Source organism: Promicromonospora sp. NPDC050249, assembly GCF_040656015.1.
Taxonomy (GTDB): domain Bacteria; phylum Actinomycetota; class Actinomycetes; order Actinomycetales; family Cellulomonadaceae; genus Promicromonospora.
Genome location: NZ_JBFAKY010000048.1, coordinates 1 through 16,515, shown reverse-complemented (window position 1 = coordinate 16,515; position 16,515 = coordinate 1). Strand labels below are relative to the sequence as shown.

Below are 16,515 nucleotides of genomic sequence, written 5' to 3'. Positions count from 1 at the left end.
AGCGGATCAGCCGGGCGTGATGCCGTAGTGCTCGCGGATGTCACGGATCGACGGCGTCCCGTTGAATCCGACCGCCTGTTCGATGACCGTGATCGAGCCGTCCTCGTTGGCGAAGTCCACGTACACCACGGAGGCGTCGTCCAGGTCGGGTGATGCGGCGAATGCCTGGAGCACTCCCTCCATCACCGCCGTCACCTGCGCCTCGGTGGTGCCCGCGATCGTGACCGAGCCCGTCTGGCTCGGGTTGCCGAAGGACCGCTTGCAGGTGAACTCCGCCCCGACCACGCCTTCTACCGAGGTTGCGGCCGAGGTCAGCGCTTCCTCGCACTTGCGCGCGGAACCACCGCCGCCACAGGCCGCGAGGGTGATGACGACCAGCGTCACCAGGCCGGTCGACGTCAGGAAAGTCCAAAAAGTACGCACGCTGCTCCCTCGTTATCAGTGCTTCCGGCCCACGCGAATGTCCTGTCCAGTGACGCTCGACGGATCATTCGTGAGGAAACCGTTGTCTCGGAGCTGTTGCTCGTACGCCGCAAGACCGGGGTCGTTGCTGTCCTTGATGCTGTTCGAGTACGCCTCGTGCGAGTGGTTGCCCATCGGGTCGTACCAGGATGCCGGATTGTCCATGGTGACTGTCGTGTGGTTGGCGGTCTCGTTGTGCCCGCCGGGCAGGAACGGCACCACGTTGGGCAGGGGCGAGTACCGCGCGTCGCCCAGGTCCAGCCGCGGTACGACGTCGCTCCGGTGCTGCATCTCCAGCACGTTCACGGAGGGATCGATGTGGTTGCTGTCGATCGGTGAGCCGAAGGTGACGGCATTCGTCACGTTGTACTCCGAGACGAACGCGGAGTCCGAGGCCAGGTCCGCCACCGTCATACCGCCTTGCGAGTGCCCGACCAGCATGACCTCCGCACCAGGCGGGATGTTCGCGTTCTGCATCGCGAGCACGACAGCCTCGGTCATGGTCGACCGGCCACCGCCCGCGGTCACGAAGTTTCCGGTCACGTCCATCGGGTTGTCGCCGGCCAAGGGGTTCCACGGCTGGGTACCCGGGATGCTTACGATCACCCTCGGTCCCTCAGGGCTGTCGATGGTGGTCACCCGGACGTTCCCGTCCCCCGCCTTGTACGAGTCCGTCACGCCCTGCGTCAGGTTCTCGAGGTCCTTCGGCACGGTCAGCGGCGGTTCGCCGTTCGGTCCCTTCGCGTCCTGCGTGATCGGTCGCGGGTCGTCCGCGTACGGGTCGCCGTCGTCGAAGATCTTGGGGTCGAGCCCGCCCAGCGACGCGACTGTGACGCCCGCACCGAGCGCGGCACCCCCGAGCCGGATGGTGGAGGCGATCACCTCCGTGGTGCGTGGCCACTCGCCGTCGAGGATCGCCCCGCCGGTCGCGTCCCAGTACTGACCAGCGGAGTCGGCCACGTTCTCGTACGCACCACCGATCACGCTCGCGCGGTCTCCGAGCCAGTCGAGCGCGTCCGAGCCCCGGTCGCCGATCCAGTCGACCGCGTCCGTGCCGGCGTCCCACAGCTTTCCGGCGAGGTTGGTTCCGGCGTCCCAGATGTTCCCGGCCAGGTTCGTGCCGGCGTCCCAGACGTTGCCGGCCAGGTTGGTACCGGCGTCCCAGACGTTGCCGATCAGGTTCGTGCCGGCATCCCAGACGTTCCCGACCGCGTCCGTGCCGGCGTCCCAGAGGTCGCCGACCTTGTCACCCGTCCAGTCGAGCGCGTCCCCGCCCGCGTCCCAGAGGTCTCCGGCCTTGTCTCCCAGCCAGTCCAGCGGACCGCCGCCGTCGTCATCGTCGGACGAGCCGTGTCCCTGGGTCGAGACACCGGCGAACGGGTTGCCGTCGTAGGAGTTGGACGTGTCCTCCTGGGCGTCGGCGTTCCGGGTCGCCTTGTCACCCGCCTCCCGCAAGGCCTCAGCGATGTCGCTCAGCGTGGGCGCCAGGCGATCGGACCACTCGCCCCGCATCTGGTCCACGTTCGGACCGTAGCCGTCGAACCCGAACACCGCGGCGGTCACCTGCTGCCGAGCTGATTCCAGCTCGTCGGCCGACGCATCGAAGAGGCCGGCCAGCGCCCGGACCTGCTCGATGTCCTGGCCCTGCATCTCCTGCGTCATGCGCCTGTGCCCGCCCCAGAGCCACCGGCTGCGCTCGGCCCGCCGGTCTCACGCGCGGCTGCGTCCGTCGCACCCACGAGGGACCACTGCAGCTCCGCCGCGACCGACCCGGCCGGCCGCTCGACAGGCGCCACGGCGCCGTCGTCCATGCGCACGTCCAGCAGCTTTCCGTCCACCACCGACCACAGCCGCGGCCACACCTTCACGGGCGTCTCCCCTTCGCGCCACGCCTCGACGGTGACCTGCAGGTTCGCCTGCTCGTCGTCGAGCAGACGCACCAGCTCCGCCCGGTCCCCCGCCGGGTTCGACGACGTCGGCGCTCCCTGAGCACCCGGCGCAGCGGATGCCGGAGCACGCAGCGCCTCGAAGGGCGGCAGAGCGGGGGTCAGCGCGGACCACAGCTCGTCGGCCGTGACGAACCGGAGCTCGGCCCCGGCCGCGAGGCGGGTCTCCCCGTCCCGTTCGGCGATGACCTGCATGACCAGCAGCACCCGGTCCCCGACCATGGTCAGCCGGGTCACCGTGCCGGCCGAGCCGGACGTCGAGACCAGCGTCGCGCGCACGGGCGCGCCGAGATGCTCGGCGAGCGCCGTACCGACGGCGGTCACACCGCCGCCCTCCAGCGCCTCCGCCCGCACCGCGGACCACTGTTTCGCGTCGAGCTCAAGAATCCGGCCGGTCATGCGCACTCCTCAGTCACTATTTGTCAGAACAATGTGCAACACACCGCAGCCGAACCGTATCCCGGTGGGTGAAGTCCGTCCACGATTGAACTCCCCATGGCCAAAGGCCAGGTCAGGCCGTATCTTGCCCCGACATCGAGCGGACGGGCGAACGCAGCGCGCCGGCCACGCGGCCGGCCGGCACGCTCAGGTGACGGGGTCGCGGATGATCGGGCAGGTCATGCAGTGCCCGCCACCACGTCCGCGGCCCAGCTCGGCGCCGGCGATCTCGATCACCTCGACGCCCGCCTTGCGCAGCAGGGCGTTCGTGGTGGTGTTCCGGTCGTACGTGTAGACCACGCCCGGCTCGACCGCCACCGCGTTGTTGCCGCTGTCCCACTGCTGCCGCTCGGACTCGTAGACGTCGCCGCCGGTCTCGATGACCTGCAGCGAGCCCAGCCCGGTCTCCCGGGCGACGACCTCGAGGAACGTCGTGCTGCCCTCGTCGCTCACCGATACCTCGCCGCTTGTTCCCGGGCGCAGCACGAACGGGTGGATGGAACCCACTATGCGCGGGTACACGGTGACCGTGTCGACGTCGGCGAACGTCATGACGGTGTCCAGGTGCATGGCCGCGCGCAGCTTGGGCATGCCCGCCACGATCACCCGCTCGGCCGCGCCGCCCTCGAACAGGGCCGCCGCGAGCTGCGTGATCGCCTGCCGCGACGTGCGCTCGCTCATGCCGACGAGCACCGTGCCGTTGCCCACCGGCATGACGTCCCCGCCCTCCAGCGTCGCGCGCTGGTGGTCGGTCTCGGGGTCGCCCCACCAGACGGTCGACCCGACGAAGTCCGGGTGGAACTCGTAGACGGCCTTCATCAGCAGCGTCTCGTCGTGCCGCGCGGGCCAGTACAGCGGGTTGAGCGTGACCCCGCCGTAGAGCCAGCAGGTCGTGTCGCGCGTGAACAGCGTGTTGGGCACCGGGGCCATCAGGTACTCGCGCGAGTCGGCCGTGTACTCGGCCAGCGAGCGGTACGACGCCGGCAGGTCGGGCACGTCGTGCGTCGCCAGCCCACCGATCAGGTACTCGGCGAGCTGCTCCGCGACCAGGTCCTCGAGGAACTCTCTGGTCGCGTCGATCAGCCCCGGCCCGACGATGCCGGGGACGATCTTGCGGTCCAGCAGCCAGTCCCGCGCCCCGGGCACCCGTACCGTCTCGGCGAGGACGTCGTGCAGCTCGACGACGTCGACGCCGCGCGACCGCAGGTCCGCCACGAACCCCGCGTGGTGCTCGATCGCCCGGTCCACCCAGAGCACGTCGTCGAAGAGCAGGTCGTCCGAGGTGGTCGGGGTGAGCCGCCGGTGGGCGAGGCCCGGCCGGCAGACGAGCACCTTGCGGAGGCGTCCCACCTCGGAGTGCACTCCATAGGATTCCGAGGGTAGTGACTCCGAAGGTCGTGACACCTTGGGTAGTTCCGTCGAGGGCAGTGACGCCCAGGGTGTGTCGCCGCTGTGGATGGTCATCGTGTGCCTTCCCTAGATGGAGATCGCGCCCGTCGCGAGCGCGACGACGCCGGCCACCCCGCCGACCACGGAGACGACGAAGATCACCAGCTCGCCCCTGCTGAACACCCGCCGGCCCTGCTCGCGGCGGGTCATCACGAAGAGGATCGTCGCCGGGGCGTAGATGACGAACGAGAGCAGCACGAACGTCAGCCCGGCCGCGAAGAGCAGGAACGCCGTGTAGAGGACGGCGAGCGCCGCGATGACGAGGTCGCGCGCCGTGGGGCTCCCGGCCGCCGGCCCGCCCCGGCCCAGCGCCAGCTTGAGCGCGTAGCCCGCCGCGAGCAGGAACGGGATCAGGGAGAGCGCGCTGGTGAGGTCCAGCGCGAAGGTGAACGCGTCGTCGGACAGCAGCGTGATGACCAGGACCACCTGGATGAGCGCGGTGGTCAGCAGGAGCGCCGCCCGGGGCACGTCGTTGGCGTCCGACCGGGCGAGGAACCTCGGCATGTCCCGGTCCTTGGCCGCGACGTACAGCACCTCGGACGACATGAGGGTCCAGGCCAGGTAGGCGCCCAGCACCGAGACGATCAGGCCGATGCTGACGAAGACGGCGCCCCAGCCGCCGACGGCCGCCTCCAGCACGCCCGCCATGGACGGCTGGCGCAGCTGGGCGAGCTCCTCCATCGGCAGGATGCCGTAGGACACGATGGTCACCGAGGCGAAGATCGCGAGCACCATGAGGAAGCCAAGGACGGTCGCCCGGCCGACGTCCTCCCGGCGCCGCGCGTGCCGCGAGTAGACGCTGGCGCCCTCCACCCCGAGGAAGACGAAGACGGTGGCGAGCATGGTGCCGCGCACCTGGTCGAACAGCGGGCCGGTGATGCCGTAGCCCTCGAAGTTGTCCACGAGCACCTGCGGGTCCAGCAGGAAGACCGCGATGAGCACGAACGTGATGATCGGCAGCACCTTGGCGACGGTGACGATGCGGTTGATGGCCGCCGCCTCCTTCACGCCGCGGCGGACCAGCAGGTAGAACCCCCACACGCACGCCGAGGACACGAGGAACGCGACGGGGGTGTCGCCCTCGCCGAGCACGGGCAGGATCGCGCCCACCGTCGACATGATGAGGATCCAGTAGGTGACGTTGCCGACGCACGCGCTGGCCCAGTACCCGAACGCCGAGAAGAAACCGAGGTACTCGCCGAAGCCGGCCTTCGCGTAGGCGTAGACGCCCGAGTCGAGGTCGGGCTTGCGCATCGCGAGCCGCTGGAACACGAAGGCGAGCATGAGCATGCCGGCGCCCGCGATCGTCCAGGAGATGAGGGCTCCGAGCACCCCGGTCTCGCCGGCGAACCGGCTCGGCAGTGAGAAGACACCGGCGCCCACCATCGAGCCCACCACCATCGCGGTGAGCGTGGCGACGCTGATCTTCACCGTGCGCTCCTGTGCGCGGTCCTCTGTCTGCATCGCGAGACCCCCATAGCGGTCGGACGCGGCCCGGTGTCACGGTCCACGTGTCCGGTGGCCTCGCGCCCCTCGATGCTCCGGCAGATCCATTACAGACATGCCCGCGAGGATCGGCAAAAGATCCTGCGACGACGGAACCGGGCGATATCCCGCCGCGACGGCGCAAAACGACCATGCGCCTGCTGCCATGTGAAATCCCCGGCCGGCAGGAACTGCATGGTCACCCGCCGTGCTGCTCCGGGAGCAGTGCGCCCCGGACGAGGGCCAGTACCGCCTCGTCGCTCAGTCCCTGCTCGCGCGCCCGGGTCACGAAAGCCCGCGCTTCGTCCACCAGCCCGCCGGCGCCCGACGTCGGCCCGTCGGCCGGGCGCTGCGGCTCGCCGCCGGGCTCTGACCCACCGCGCAGGCCGCGGGCGGGCGGCTCCGCAACCACCGTCCCCACGCGGCGTCGGCTGGTGACCACGCCGCCCGCCTCCAGCTCGCGATACGCCCGCTGCACGGTGCCGACGGCGATCCCCAGGTCCCGGGCCAGGTCCCGCGAGGCGGGCAGCCGGTCCCCCGGATGCAGGCCGCCCACCGCGACCAGCGCCGCGACCTGGCTCCGGATCTGCTCGTAGACCGGCACCGGTGAGGCCAGGTCGACCTGGAGCGCGGTCATACCGTGGGCCCCTGCGTGGCGGCGCGCTGTGCGTCCGGGGCGGCGGTGGCGCGCCGAGAGGGCAACGCCGTGACCGCGATCACCACGGAGCCGACGAAGACCACGAGCGCCAGGAGCAGGCAGACGAGGCCGCCCGCCGGTGCGTCGACCCTGAGCAGCGCGCCGGCCGCAAAGGCCAGGTACGCGGCACCGCCCAGCCCCACCCAGATCTGCGCACCAGCGAGCACCCGGGCCGCGGACGTGCGCCGGATCGCGTCGTCCTGCTCCGGGGAGAGCAGCCCGATCGGCGGACGCCGGGTCACGGCGTGCAGCGCCACGAACGTCGCACCGACGGCGAGCCCGAGGACGAGAAGTGCGGGCACGCCGATCGCCCAGCCGGGGTACGGCCCGGCGCCATGGGTCTGCCGACCGGCGTCGAGCACTCTCTCGACGCTACGCCCGTCATCGGCCGCGGTCAGCCCGAACACCACGAGAGCGACGACCAGCCCCGCCACCGTGCTCGCGAAGAGCGGCAGCCGCCACCCGCCCTGGTCCCGCAGGCCTCGCCGCACCAGCGGTGCGCTGCGGACGTCACCGGTGGGGCGCGGCCAGCGCGCCTCACCTACTGCTCGGGCCAGGCTGAACGCCAGTGCCGCGGCGAAGGGCGCCACACCGAGCAGCACCCCGGGTTCGCCCCAGGTCGCCGCCGCGATCCAGAGGGCGACGACCACCACGACGCTCGTGGTGGCAGCCACGGCCGAGATACGCGTCTCGTGCCCACGGGCCGCCACGACCGTGGCGTCGAGGTCGTGCGGCGGGCCACCCCGGCGGGCGACCAGCAGCACGACGAGGGCGACAGTCAGGACAGGCAGTCCCAGGGCGATCACGATGACCAGTGCGTGCACGGTTCCTCCGTAATGAATCAATGCGTTGACTCATTACAGCATAGGGCGACACCCCGGAGCAACGAGGCGTGAAGGTCGCCACACCCGGCCGCCCGGCGCGGCGCAGGTGGAACAATGGCATCGTGACCTCCGCCCTCGACACGACCACAGCCCTGCTCAAGCCCCTGCAGATCGGGCCCATCACCGTCGCCACGCCGGTGGTGCTCGCGCCCATGGCGGGGGTGACGAACCGCGCCTTCCGCACGCTGTGCCGTGAGGCCGGGCAGTCGACGGGGTTCGACCCGGGCCTGTACGTCGCCGAGATGGTGACGAGCCGCGCGCTGGTGGAGCGCAACGTCGAGGCGCTGCGGATCGTGACGTTCGGCGAGGACGAGCAGCCCCGCTCCGCCCAGGTGTACGGCGTGGACCCGGCGATGGTCGGCGCCGCGGTGAAGATCATCGCGGGCGAGGACCGCGCCGACCACGTCGACCTGAACTTCGGCTGCCCGGTGCCCAAGGTGACCCGCAAGGGCGGCGGAGCCGCGCTGCCCTGGAAGCGGCAGCTCTTCACCGACATCGTGCAGGCGGCCGTCGACGCCGCCAAGCCCTACGGCGTGCCCGTCACCATCAAGATGCGCAAGGGCATCGACGACGACCACCTGACCTACCTGGAGGCGGGCCGGATCGCGGAGTCGCTCGGCGTCGCCGCCGTCGCGCTGCACGCCCGTACCGCCGCGCAGCACTACTCCGGCCAGGCCGAGTGGGAGGCCATCGCGCGCCTCAAGGAGGCCGTCCGCACGGTCCCCGTGCTCGGCAACGGCGACATCTGGTCCGCCGAGGACGCCCTGCGCATGGTCGAGGAGACGGGCGCCGACGGCGTCGTCGTCGGCAGGGGCTGCCAGGGCCGCCCGTGGCTGTTCGCCGACCTTGCCGCCGCCTTCAACGGCTCCGACCTACGGGTCCGGCCGGGCCTGCGCGAGGTCGCCGAGACGATCTACCGGCACGGCGAGCTCATGATCGAGTACTTCGACGGCGACGAGGGCAAGGGCATGCGCGACCTGCGCAAGCACATGGCCTGGTACCTCAAGGGCTATGCGGTGGGCGGCGAGAAGCGTCACGAGCTCGCCCTGATCGACACCCTCGCCGAGCTGCGCGAGCGGCTCGACGCCCTGGACCTCGACGCTCCGTACCCCGGGGACGACGCCGAGGGGCCGCGCGGCCGCGCCGGCTCGCCGAAGACGCCGCACCTCCCGTACGGCTGGCTCGACTCCCGCGACCTGTCCGAGGAGTTCGAGGCGAAGCTGCGCGAGGCCGAGCTGAGCGTCAGCGGCGGCTGAGCACCGGGGCCCGTTCCGGTACCCTCGTCCCGGCGAGCGCACTGATCGGTCGGCCCGAGCGAGCGCATCCGACCTGAGGGAGTTTTCTGTGCTGTCTGACGTCGCACGACGTGTCCGTGCACCTGAGATCGCACCACCCACCGCCGACGACCCGCCCGAGCTCGGTGGCTACGAGATCCGCGGCCGGCTGGGCCGGGGCGGCATGGGCATGGTGTACCTCGGAGCCACCCGGAGCGGTCGCCTGCTCGCGATCAAGGTCATCCACCCGGAACGCACCGGCGAGAGCGAGTTCCGGACCCGCTTCCGCCGTGAGGTAGCGGCTGCGACGAAGGTGCGCAGCCGCCGCACGGCAGCCGTCGTCGACTTCGACGTCGACGCCCCAACACCCTGGCTGGCCACCGAGTACGTTCCAGGACCCACCCTGGCGCAGGCCATCGCCGAGCTGGGGAGCCTGCCCGAGCCTGCGGTCCGCGAGCTCGTCACCGGTCTTGCCGAGGCCCTCGACGCCATCCATCGCGAAGGGCTCGTCCACCGCGACCTCAAGCCGGCCAACGTGCTGCTCGGCCCCGACGGGCCGGTGCTGATCGACATGGGCATCGTCTCCGAGTCGGACGCCACGTCGTTGACCACCACGGGCGTGCAGCCGGGGACGCCCCAGTTCATGTCGCCGGAGCAGGCCCGGGGCGAGGCCGTCACCACCGCCACCGACGTGTGGTCGCTCGGCGCCGTCGCCCACCTCGCGCAGGCCGGGACCGCGCCGTTCGGGACGGGCAGCCTCGCGACGGTCACGTACCGGATCGTGCACGAGCAGCCCGACCTCGGCGCCCTGCCGCCCGGCCTGCGCCGCCTGGTCGGCGCCTGCCTGGCCAAGGACCCCGCCGCGCGCCCGACGACGGCGGCGGTGCTCGCGCTGCTCGCCGAACCGGTGCTCGCCGACCCGTCGCCCGCTGAGCCGTCGCGCGCCGGCCTGCCGGCCGCCGGCCTGCCGGCCGTCGATCTGCCGTACGTCGAGGCGGTCGACGACGGCCCCGGTCTGCCCGACGCGGACACGGAGCTGGGCGCGGTACCGGCGTCCCCGGCCGAGCGGGACCGCCCGGAGGCGCCCGCGTCGTCGGGCAGGACCCGGCGCAGGATCCTGACCGGCGTGGTCGCGGCGGGTCTGCTGCTGGCCGGGGGTGGTGTCGCGGCGGCAGTCGTGCACTTCATGACTCCCGACGACACGCCCGGCGTGCTCGCACCCCAGGCCGAGGGCTCGCCGTCGGCCGAGCCGTCCGACAAGCCCAGCCCCACCCCGACGGCGAAGAAGCCGAAGGCGAAACCGTCGGCGACGCCCGAGAGCTCTCCTGTCGCCCTGCCCGTCGAGGAGCAGGCCGTGAACGAGCAGGAAGCGGCCCCGGCTCGGTTCCGGCCGGGCGCCGTGTCGATCCCGGCCCAGGTCCAGGTCGGCCAGAAGATCACAGCGGAAGCGACCGGCTGGACGCCGCAGCCGGCCGGCACCTCGTGCCTGTGGAGCATCGGCGGCGCGGAACGGGACAACCTCGGGTCGTGCACCTACACCGTCGCGCTCGACGACGTGGGCAAGGCCGTCCAGGTCAGTCTCACCGCCACCCGGCCCGGGTATGCCGAGGCCACGGCGCTCTCCAACGCCACAGGCATGGTGCCCCAACCGTCGGTGCCACAGCCGGGCTGCACGATCGAGCTGGTCGACGGCCAGGCGCACCTCGGCTGGTTCGCCTACTGCGAGGTCGACCAGGACCCGAACGTCACCTACACGTGGGCGTGGGTCGACGTCGAGACCGGCGAGACCATCACGTCGGAGTACGGACCCAGTCCCCGCATCTGGCTCCGCGGGGCCTACAAGGGCCACCGCGTGCGAGTGACGGTGACGGCGGAGCGGGCGGGATACCGTTCAGCCGAGTTCGCCACCACCTTCACCCTGCCGGACGAGCCGGCCCCGATCGACTGACCCACCGCCTCGCCGGTCGCCGGCGGGCCGAGCGGGGCAATAGAGGCTAAATCTCGTCCGTAAAGAGCACAAAGGGCCCAACATGGTCCAAGATCAGCCTTGCACCATGTCTTCTTCAGTCGGGTTCCGACCACGCGTCCCGGCAGTACAGCCTCACCGACCCGTACCGACGGAAAGGGATACACCCATCATGGCATCGGAGAAACGCCCCCGACGCGTTCCTGCGGTCATCGCCGACATACGCAGAAACCCGGGGTTCTTCCTGGGTGCCTTCGGCCTCTCGGCCTGGGCCTACATCGGCATGTCACACACCATCGCCGCCTATGAGGGGCCCGAGCTCGGCTACGCGCTTGGTATCGCCTACGAGGCGCTGGTGATCGGCCTGGCCTGGGAGGGACGACGTCGGGCCGACCGAGCGCTCGAGAGCGGCCGCGAGCCGGCCGGGCACGGCCGCTGGCTCGGCGGCGCGATCGTCGTCGGCGTGCTGTCCGGCGCGCTCGCCGCCTGGCACGGCTGGCTGCTCGGCGAGGGCATCTTCGCCGTGTCCCGTGCCGTCGCCCCCGTCCTCGCGGCTGTCGCGGTGCACCTGTTCTTCCAGTCGGCGTCGAGTGCGCGCAACCTCGACCGGCTGGCGCAGATCGAGCTCGACCGTGAGACGGCCGTGCTGGACATGCTCGACGCGGTGCGGCTGGCGCAGATCGCCCCCGAGGACGAGCGTGACGCACGCATCGCGGACGTGAACGCCGCCGTGACCCGGGTCCACCGACACGTGCCCGCAGGCGTCACAGCGGAGGTGACCCGCCCGCACCTGGAGTCGGAGCGCACCATCCGCGACGTCGTCCAGGAGGCCGCTGCACTGGCCGGCGAGTGGATGCCGGACCAGAGCGAGCTCGAGCGGACCGCGGCCGACCGCGCGCCGGCCCGCGTGAACCTGCCCGAGCTGGTCCTTCCCGCCGGCGTCCAGCTCGGCCTGGCCGTGACCGACGGCGGCGACGAGCACGACAGGTCCGCGCACGACGAGCCTGCCCTGACCGGCCGCGCCGACCCGGCCGCCGCGCCCGAGCGGATCCGGTCCGAGCCTGCCCTGACCGGTGAGACCGAGCGCGTGCAGCTGGAACGCAAGTACGCGCCCGTGACGCCGGCGACGGACTGGGAGACGCGCCCCAGCACCGGGACGCTGCCCACGGTCACCGGGGCGACGCCAGCGGTCAGCTCGGCGCCGTCGCTCAGCACGCACCAGATCAGCCAGATCCGCGTGCTCCGGTGGGAGCAGAACCTCAGCCTCGACGAGGTCGCAGAGCGGGTGGGAGTCTCCGTGAGCGCGGTGAACAAGTACGCCCCCAGCACCGACGTGCCGACCACCGAGACCGGCTCCATGGCCAAGGTCTCCGCAGGACTTTCCTGACTTTCACCGGCTCGTCCGCGAAGTAGAGCGCCTGTCTGCGTCTCCCTGGTGTGAGACCAAGGAGACCGGACAGGCGCTCTACTTCGCGGACGAGCCGGTGGGACGGTCAGCCGAAGTTGACGCCCTGCGCCAGCGGCAGCTCGGTCGAGTAGTTCACCGTGTTCGTGGCGCGGCGCATGTACTGCTTCCACGCGTCCGAACCGGACTCGCGTCCGCCGCCCGTCGACTTCTCGCCGCCGAACGCGCCGCCGATCTCCGCGCCGGAGGTCCCGATGTTGACGTTCACGATGCCGCAGTCGGAGCCGACCTCCGACATGAACGTCTCGGCCTCGCGCACGTCCATGGTGAAGATCGCCGACGACAGGCCCTGGGGCACGTCGTTGTGCAGCGCGATCGCCTCGGACAGCTCCGAGTAGGTCAGCACGTACAGGATCGGGGCGAACGTCTCCCGCTTGACGACGTCGGCCTGCGTCGTCATCCGCACGATCGCGGGGTGCACGTAGGCCGCGTCCTCGGCGCCGGGAACGGTGACCGCTGTACCGCCCACCACGAGCCTGCCGCCCGCGGCCACCGCCTCGTCGATCGCGGCGAGCATGCGGTCGCGTGCACCGGCGTCGACCAGCGGGCCGACCAGGGTGCCCTCGGCACGCGGGTCGCCGACCGGCAGGTTGCTGTAGACCTTCGAGAGCCGCGCGACGACCTCGTCCGCCACCGACTCGTGCACGATCAGGCGCCGCAGCGAGGTGCAGCGCTGGCCGGCAGTGCCGGCCGCCGAGAACACCGCGCCGCGTACGGCGAGGTCGAGGTCAGCCGACGGCGCGACGATCGCCGCGTTGTTGCCGCCCAGCTCCAGGAGGTACCGGCCGCCGCGCGCGGCGACGACGGGGGCGACCTGCTGGCCCATCCGCTCGGAGCCGGTCGCGGAGACGAGCGCCACGCGGGAGTCTGCCACGAGGGCCTCGCCCGCCTCGCGGTCGCCGAGGAGCAGCTGCGAGACGCCCGCCGGGAAGCCGGCCTCGGCCAGCGCCCGGTCGAGCAGCGCGGAGGCGCCCACTGCCGAGAGCAGCGTCTTCTCGCTCGGCTTCCACACCACGGTGTCGCCGCAGACGAGCGCGACGGCCGTGTTCCAGGACCACACGGCCACCGGGAAGTTGAACGCGCTGATCACGCCGACGACGCCCATCGGGTGCCACGTCTCCATGAGGCGGTGGCCCGGGCGCTCCGACGGCATCGTGCGTCCGCCGACCTGCCGCGACAGCCCGACGGCGAAGTCGCAGATGTCGATCATCTCCTGGACCTCGCCCAGGGCCTCGCTCGTGACCTTGCCCGCCTCGATGGTGACCAGCTCGGCCAGGTCGGTCTTGTGCTCGGTCAGCAGCTCGCCCAGGCGCTTGATCACCTGGCCGCGCACGGGGGCGGGGACGGAGCGCCACGTCGTGAAGGCCTCGGCGGCCCGGTCGACGGCGGCAGTGGCCTCTGCGGCGCCGTCACGACGCACGGACAGCAGGGGCTGGCCGGACAGCGGCGACACGACGGGGAGGTCACCGTCGGTCGAGGCCTCCGGAGCCGTGGCACCCAGCCGCTCCAGGGCGGCGAGCGCGGCGTCCCGCAGCTCGGTGGTCAGCGGGGTGTGGGTGGTGGTGCTGGTCATCGCGATGCTCCCGTTGTGCGGTTGGGCGTGGTGAGGGTGGCCGGGTCGACGCCGAGGGTCTCGGCGGCGGCGGCGAGCGACCTGTCCACCTGGTCGGCGTACAGGTCGAAGGGGTCGTTGAGCTCGCGGCCGAGCGCGCCGGACATCCAGTCGGCGTCACGGTCAGTGCCCTGCTGGCTCGCGTCCTTGGCGCCGTCGGAGGTCAGGTTGGACTGGAAGATGCCGGCCGCCGAACGCGGCAGGAAGTCCTCGTAGACGACGGGCTCGCGGCGCACGCCTGTGCCGTCGCCGTCCACCTCGTAGGTGAACCAGCCGAGGCCCTGGGCGGCGAGCTCCGCCTCCGTCGTCGGGAAGGTCTTCTGCCAGACGGCGCGGGCGATCTCCTGCCGCTGCGCCTCCGTGAGGCCGGGGTCCTCGGCGCGGGCCGCGGCGGCGGTCTCGTCGATCTCGATGACCGCTGCGTCGTAGGCGGCACGGCCCTCGCGGGTCAGCGCTATGCCCCGGGCCTCGACCTCGCCGAACCGCACGCGCAGGGAGTCGCTCACGATCTCGCCGTCGGCGGTGCGGAAGGTGCGCGGCTCGGCGAGCGCGCGGAACGACGTCTGGCGCAGGAGGACGTCGGGGCCCTCCCAGCGCGGCGGGCCCTGGATCGCGTCGATCATCGTGATGCCCTGGGCCTCCATCCGGGCGTACAGGTCGTCGATGTCGAGCACGCGCGGCGTGAGGTGGTTGATGTGCGTCGAGGCGATGCCACCGATGTCGGCGGCCACGGCGCTGACGGCCTCCAGCTCGCGGTACCAGGCCTGGTCCACGGGCTCCCGGGACAGCTCGAACGCCTCGGTCGCCAGGAGCAGGAACTCGGCCGCCTGGTCCTCGGGCAGGCCGCCCTCGGCCTCGGCGCGGTCCGCGAGGGTCAGCAGCTCCGGGCCGAACAGCGTGCGGGCGCCGAGGAAGTTCTCCAGGCGCCGCTCCAGGTCGGCGGTGAAGAACCGGCGGTCCGCCGTGACGAGCATCGACGTGAAGACCCGGAACGGGTTGCGCGCCAGCTCCGCGCGCTCGATCGGCCGGAACGCCGTCGAGATCACGGGGACGGACCTCGACGACGCGTCGCGCAGGTCGTAGAACCCGACCGGCTGCATACCCATCGCGCCGAAGATCCGGGCGACCTGCGCCATCTCGGTGGGCGTTCCCACGCGGATCGCGCCGTGCCGCTCCGCGGTGACGCGGGCGATGGAGCCGAGCCGTTCGGCGTCCGCCCCGTGCTTCGCCACGAAGTCGGCGTTGACCTCGTGCGACACGTCCAGCAGCGTGGTGTAGGCCGGAACTTCCGTGCCGTACATGTCCGAGAGGCTGCGCGCGAACGCGGCCCTCAGCTGCCAGGGCTCGAGGAACGTCGGTGCCGACATCGGTGTCTCCTTGTCCTTCAATGGTCCGTCAGATGGGGCCGTCAGATGATGTTGGCCTCGGGGCCTCGTCGCCCCGGGCCGGTGGTGGTGCCGGTGGTGGTCGTGCCGGAGTCGTCCGCGGCGAACCGGTCGGCGCTGAACCCGGACACGTCGATCGGGGGCGTGCGGCCCGCGTACAGGTCACGCACCGCCTCGCCGACCGCGGGTGCCTGCAGGAACCCGTGACCGGAGAAGCCGGCGGCGTACAGCACGCGCCCCGGCACGCCGGCCGCCTCGCCGATGAGGGCGTTGTGGTCCGGCGTCATCTCGTAGAGCCCCGCCCAGCCGCGCGCGACCGGCACGTCGACCAGCTCGGGGGCGCAGGCTCCCAGCGCGCCGCGCAGCAGCGGCAGCCAGGCCGGGTCGTACGTGCGCTCGAAGGCGATGGGCGTCGCCGGGTCGGCGATCCCGAGCAGCAGGCCGTCGGGCGCCGCGTTGTGGAAGTAGAAGGTGGTGCCGTAGTCGATGGTGAACGGGATCCGCGACGGCGCGGGCTCCAGCGCAGGGGTGAAGCCGATCTGCCGCCGGTAGGGGTCGACAGGCAGGTCGAGTCCCGCCTTGGTGGCCACGTCGCGCGTCCACGCGCCCGCGCACAGCACGACGGCGCCGGTCCGCACCCGGCCCTGGTTCGTCCAGACCGCGACGACGTCGTCGCCCCTCGTCTCGACGTCGACGGCCGTCACGTGCGTGCGGACGGTCGCGCCGTGGCGCTCGGCCCCCGCTGCGTACCCCTCGACGACGGCCTTGGGGTGGGCGAACCCGTCCCGCGCGGCGTAGGCGGCGCCCTTGTACCTGTCGACGTCGACGTACGGGTTGAGCCGGCGGACGGCGTCGGGGCTGAGCATGCGGCTCGCCACCCCGCGCTCGTTCTGCATGGCCACCGACTCCTCGAAGAGCGTGACGTCGTCGGCGTCCGGCAGGAGGAACAGGTAGCCCGGCTGCTGCAGACCGATGTCCGCGCCCGGACGGTTGGCGAAGTCCTCGTACAGCTCGAGGCTGCGGTTGCCGAGGTCGACGTTCGCGGGGTCGGAGAACTGCGCCCGCACTCCCCCGATGGGCTTGCCCGAGCTGCCCGACGCGAGCTCGTCGGCCTCCAGGAGCAGCACGTCGACGCCGTCCTCGGCGAGGTGGAATGCCACCGACGCGCCGATCGCACCGCCGCCGACGACCACCACCTCAGCCCGCGCGGGGAGCCTGCCCCGCCGGTCCGCGGGGTGCCGTGCTGAGGTCATGCACGCATCCTGCCACGTGCTCCTGCGAATGCGGACACCCACCGGAACTCTTCCTGTTTCATGCCCGCTGCTCCGGGGAAACAGCTAGTCGGCGGGGTGTGTTGCGCGGAGTAGACATTGTCCACATCAGCTTGACGCCGTCGCCCTGGGCGATGATGTTGTCCGGCTTGAAGTCGCAGTACAGCAGGTTGTGGTCGTG

Annotated in this window: 13 protein-coding genes; 3 read left to right on the top strand and 10 right to left on the bottom strand. The window is 71.7% G+C overall.

All coding sequences use genetic code 11. From position 1 onward, the window contains the following. Nucleotides 1-6: 6 nt before the first annotated feature. The 7 genes from AB0I32_RS25170 to AB0I32_RS25140 form a co-directional block, all read right to left on the bottom strand. Nucleotides 7-423, bottom strand: coding sequence for a hypothetical protein (locus AB0I32_RS25170; protein WP_357511075.1), 417 nt, complete (start codon nucleotides 421-423; stop codon nucleotides 7-9). A gap of 15 nt (nucleotides 424-438) precedes the next feature. Continuing rightward, on the bottom strand, nucleotides 439-2,124 hold the full coding sequence (locus AB0I32_RS25165) for a hypothetical protein (RefSeq protein ID WP_357511074.1): 1,686 nt from the start codon (nucleotides 2,122-2,124) through the stop codon (nucleotides 439-441). After that, complete coding sequence (locus AB0I32_RS25160; RefSeq protein WP_357511072.1) at nucleotides 2,121-2,807, bottom strand: hypothetical protein; 687 nt, start codon at nucleotides 2,805-2,807, stop codon at nucleotides 2,121-2,123. The genes AB0I32_RS25165 and AB0I32_RS25160 overlap by 4 nt, the downstream gene beginning before the upstream one ends. 186 nt (nucleotides 2,808-2,993) lie before the next feature. Beyond that, nucleotides 2,994-4,250 (bottom strand): arginine deiminase, encoded by a 1,257-nt coding sequence (locus AB0I32_RS25155; RefSeq protein WP_357511105.1) that lies wholly within the window; start codon nucleotides 4,248-4,250, stop codon nucleotides 2,994-2,996. A 72-nt stretch (nucleotides 4,251-4,322) separates the two neighbouring features. Beyond that, nucleotides 4,323-5,759, bottom strand: a complete 1,437-nt coding sequence (locus AB0I32_RS25150; RefSeq protein ID WP_357511070.1) for a basic amino acid/polyamine antiporter — start codon at nucleotides 5,757-5,759, stop codon at nucleotides 4,323-4,325. Between the two features lie 220 nt (nucleotides 5,760-5,979). Then, a complete protein-coding gene (locus tag AB0I32_RS25145; RefSeq protein WP_357511068.1) occupies nucleotides 5,980-6,417 on the bottom strand; it encodes a GntR family transcriptional regulator in 438 nt (145 codons plus the stop codon). Then, entirely contained in the window at nucleotides 6,414-7,301 is an 888-nt protein-coding gene (locus tag AB0I32_RS25140) for a hypothetical protein (RefSeq protein WP_357511066.1), read from the bottom strand. Before AB0I32_RS25140 ends, AB0I32_RS25145 begins: the two co-directional genes overlap by 4 nt. Nucleotides 7,302-7,423: 122 nt before the next feature. Here AB0I32_RS25140 and dusB point away from each other — a divergent pair, with 122 nt between their 5' ends. From dusB to AB0I32_RS25125, 3 genes are all read left to right on the top strand, one after another. Further along, nucleotides 7,424-8,617 carry a tRNA dihydrouridine synthase DusB gene (gene dusB / locus AB0I32_RS25135; RefSeq protein ID WP_357511064.1) on the top strand — a complete coding sequence of 398 codons (1,194 nt, stop codon included), beginning with the start codon at nucleotides 7,424-7,426 and terminating at the stop codon, nucleotides 8,615-8,617. Between the two features lie 88 nt (nucleotides 8,618-8,705). Beyond that, nucleotides 8,706-10,583: a protein kinase gene (locus AB0I32_RS25130; RefSeq protein ID WP_357511062.1), complete on the top strand. Its 1,878-nt coding sequence runs from the start codon at nucleotides 8,706-8,708 to the stop codon at nucleotides 10,581-10,583. A 301-nt stretch (nucleotides 10,584-10,884) separates the two neighbouring features. After that, entirely contained in the window at nucleotides 10,885-11,988 is a 1,104-nt protein-coding gene (locus AB0I32_RS25125; protein ID WP_357511060.1) for a helix-turn-helix transcriptional regulator, read from the top strand. A gap of 106 nt (nucleotides 11,989-12,094) precedes the next feature. Here AB0I32_RS25125 and AB0I32_RS25120 read toward each other — a convergent pair whose 3' ends face one another. Genes AB0I32_RS25120 through AB0I32_RS25110 form a run of 3 tightly spaced genes read right to left on the bottom strand, consistent with a single transcriptional unit; the run spans nucleotide 12,095 to nucleotide 16,316 of the window. Further along, complete coding sequence (locus AB0I32_RS25120; protein ID WP_357511058.1) at nucleotides 12,095-13,639, bottom strand: aldehyde dehydrogenase family protein; 1,545 nt, start codon at nucleotides 13,637-13,639, stop codon at nucleotides 12,095-12,097. Further along, a complete protein-coding gene (locus tag AB0I32_RS25115) occupies nucleotides 13,636-15,045 on the bottom strand; it encodes a VOC family protein (RefSeq protein ID WP_357511056.1) in 1,410 nt (469 codons plus the stop codon). Before AB0I32_RS25115 ends, AB0I32_RS25120 begins: the two co-directional genes overlap by 4 nt. 41 nt (nucleotides 15,046-15,086) lie before the next feature. Then, nucleotides 15,087-16,316 carry an FAD-binding oxidoreductase gene (locus AB0I32_RS25110; protein ID WP_357511054.1) on the bottom strand — a complete coding sequence of 410 codons (1,230 nt, stop codon included), beginning with the start codon at nucleotides 16,314-16,316 and terminating at the stop codon, nucleotides 15,087-15,089. Nucleotides 16,317-16,515: the final 199 nt, after the last annotated feature.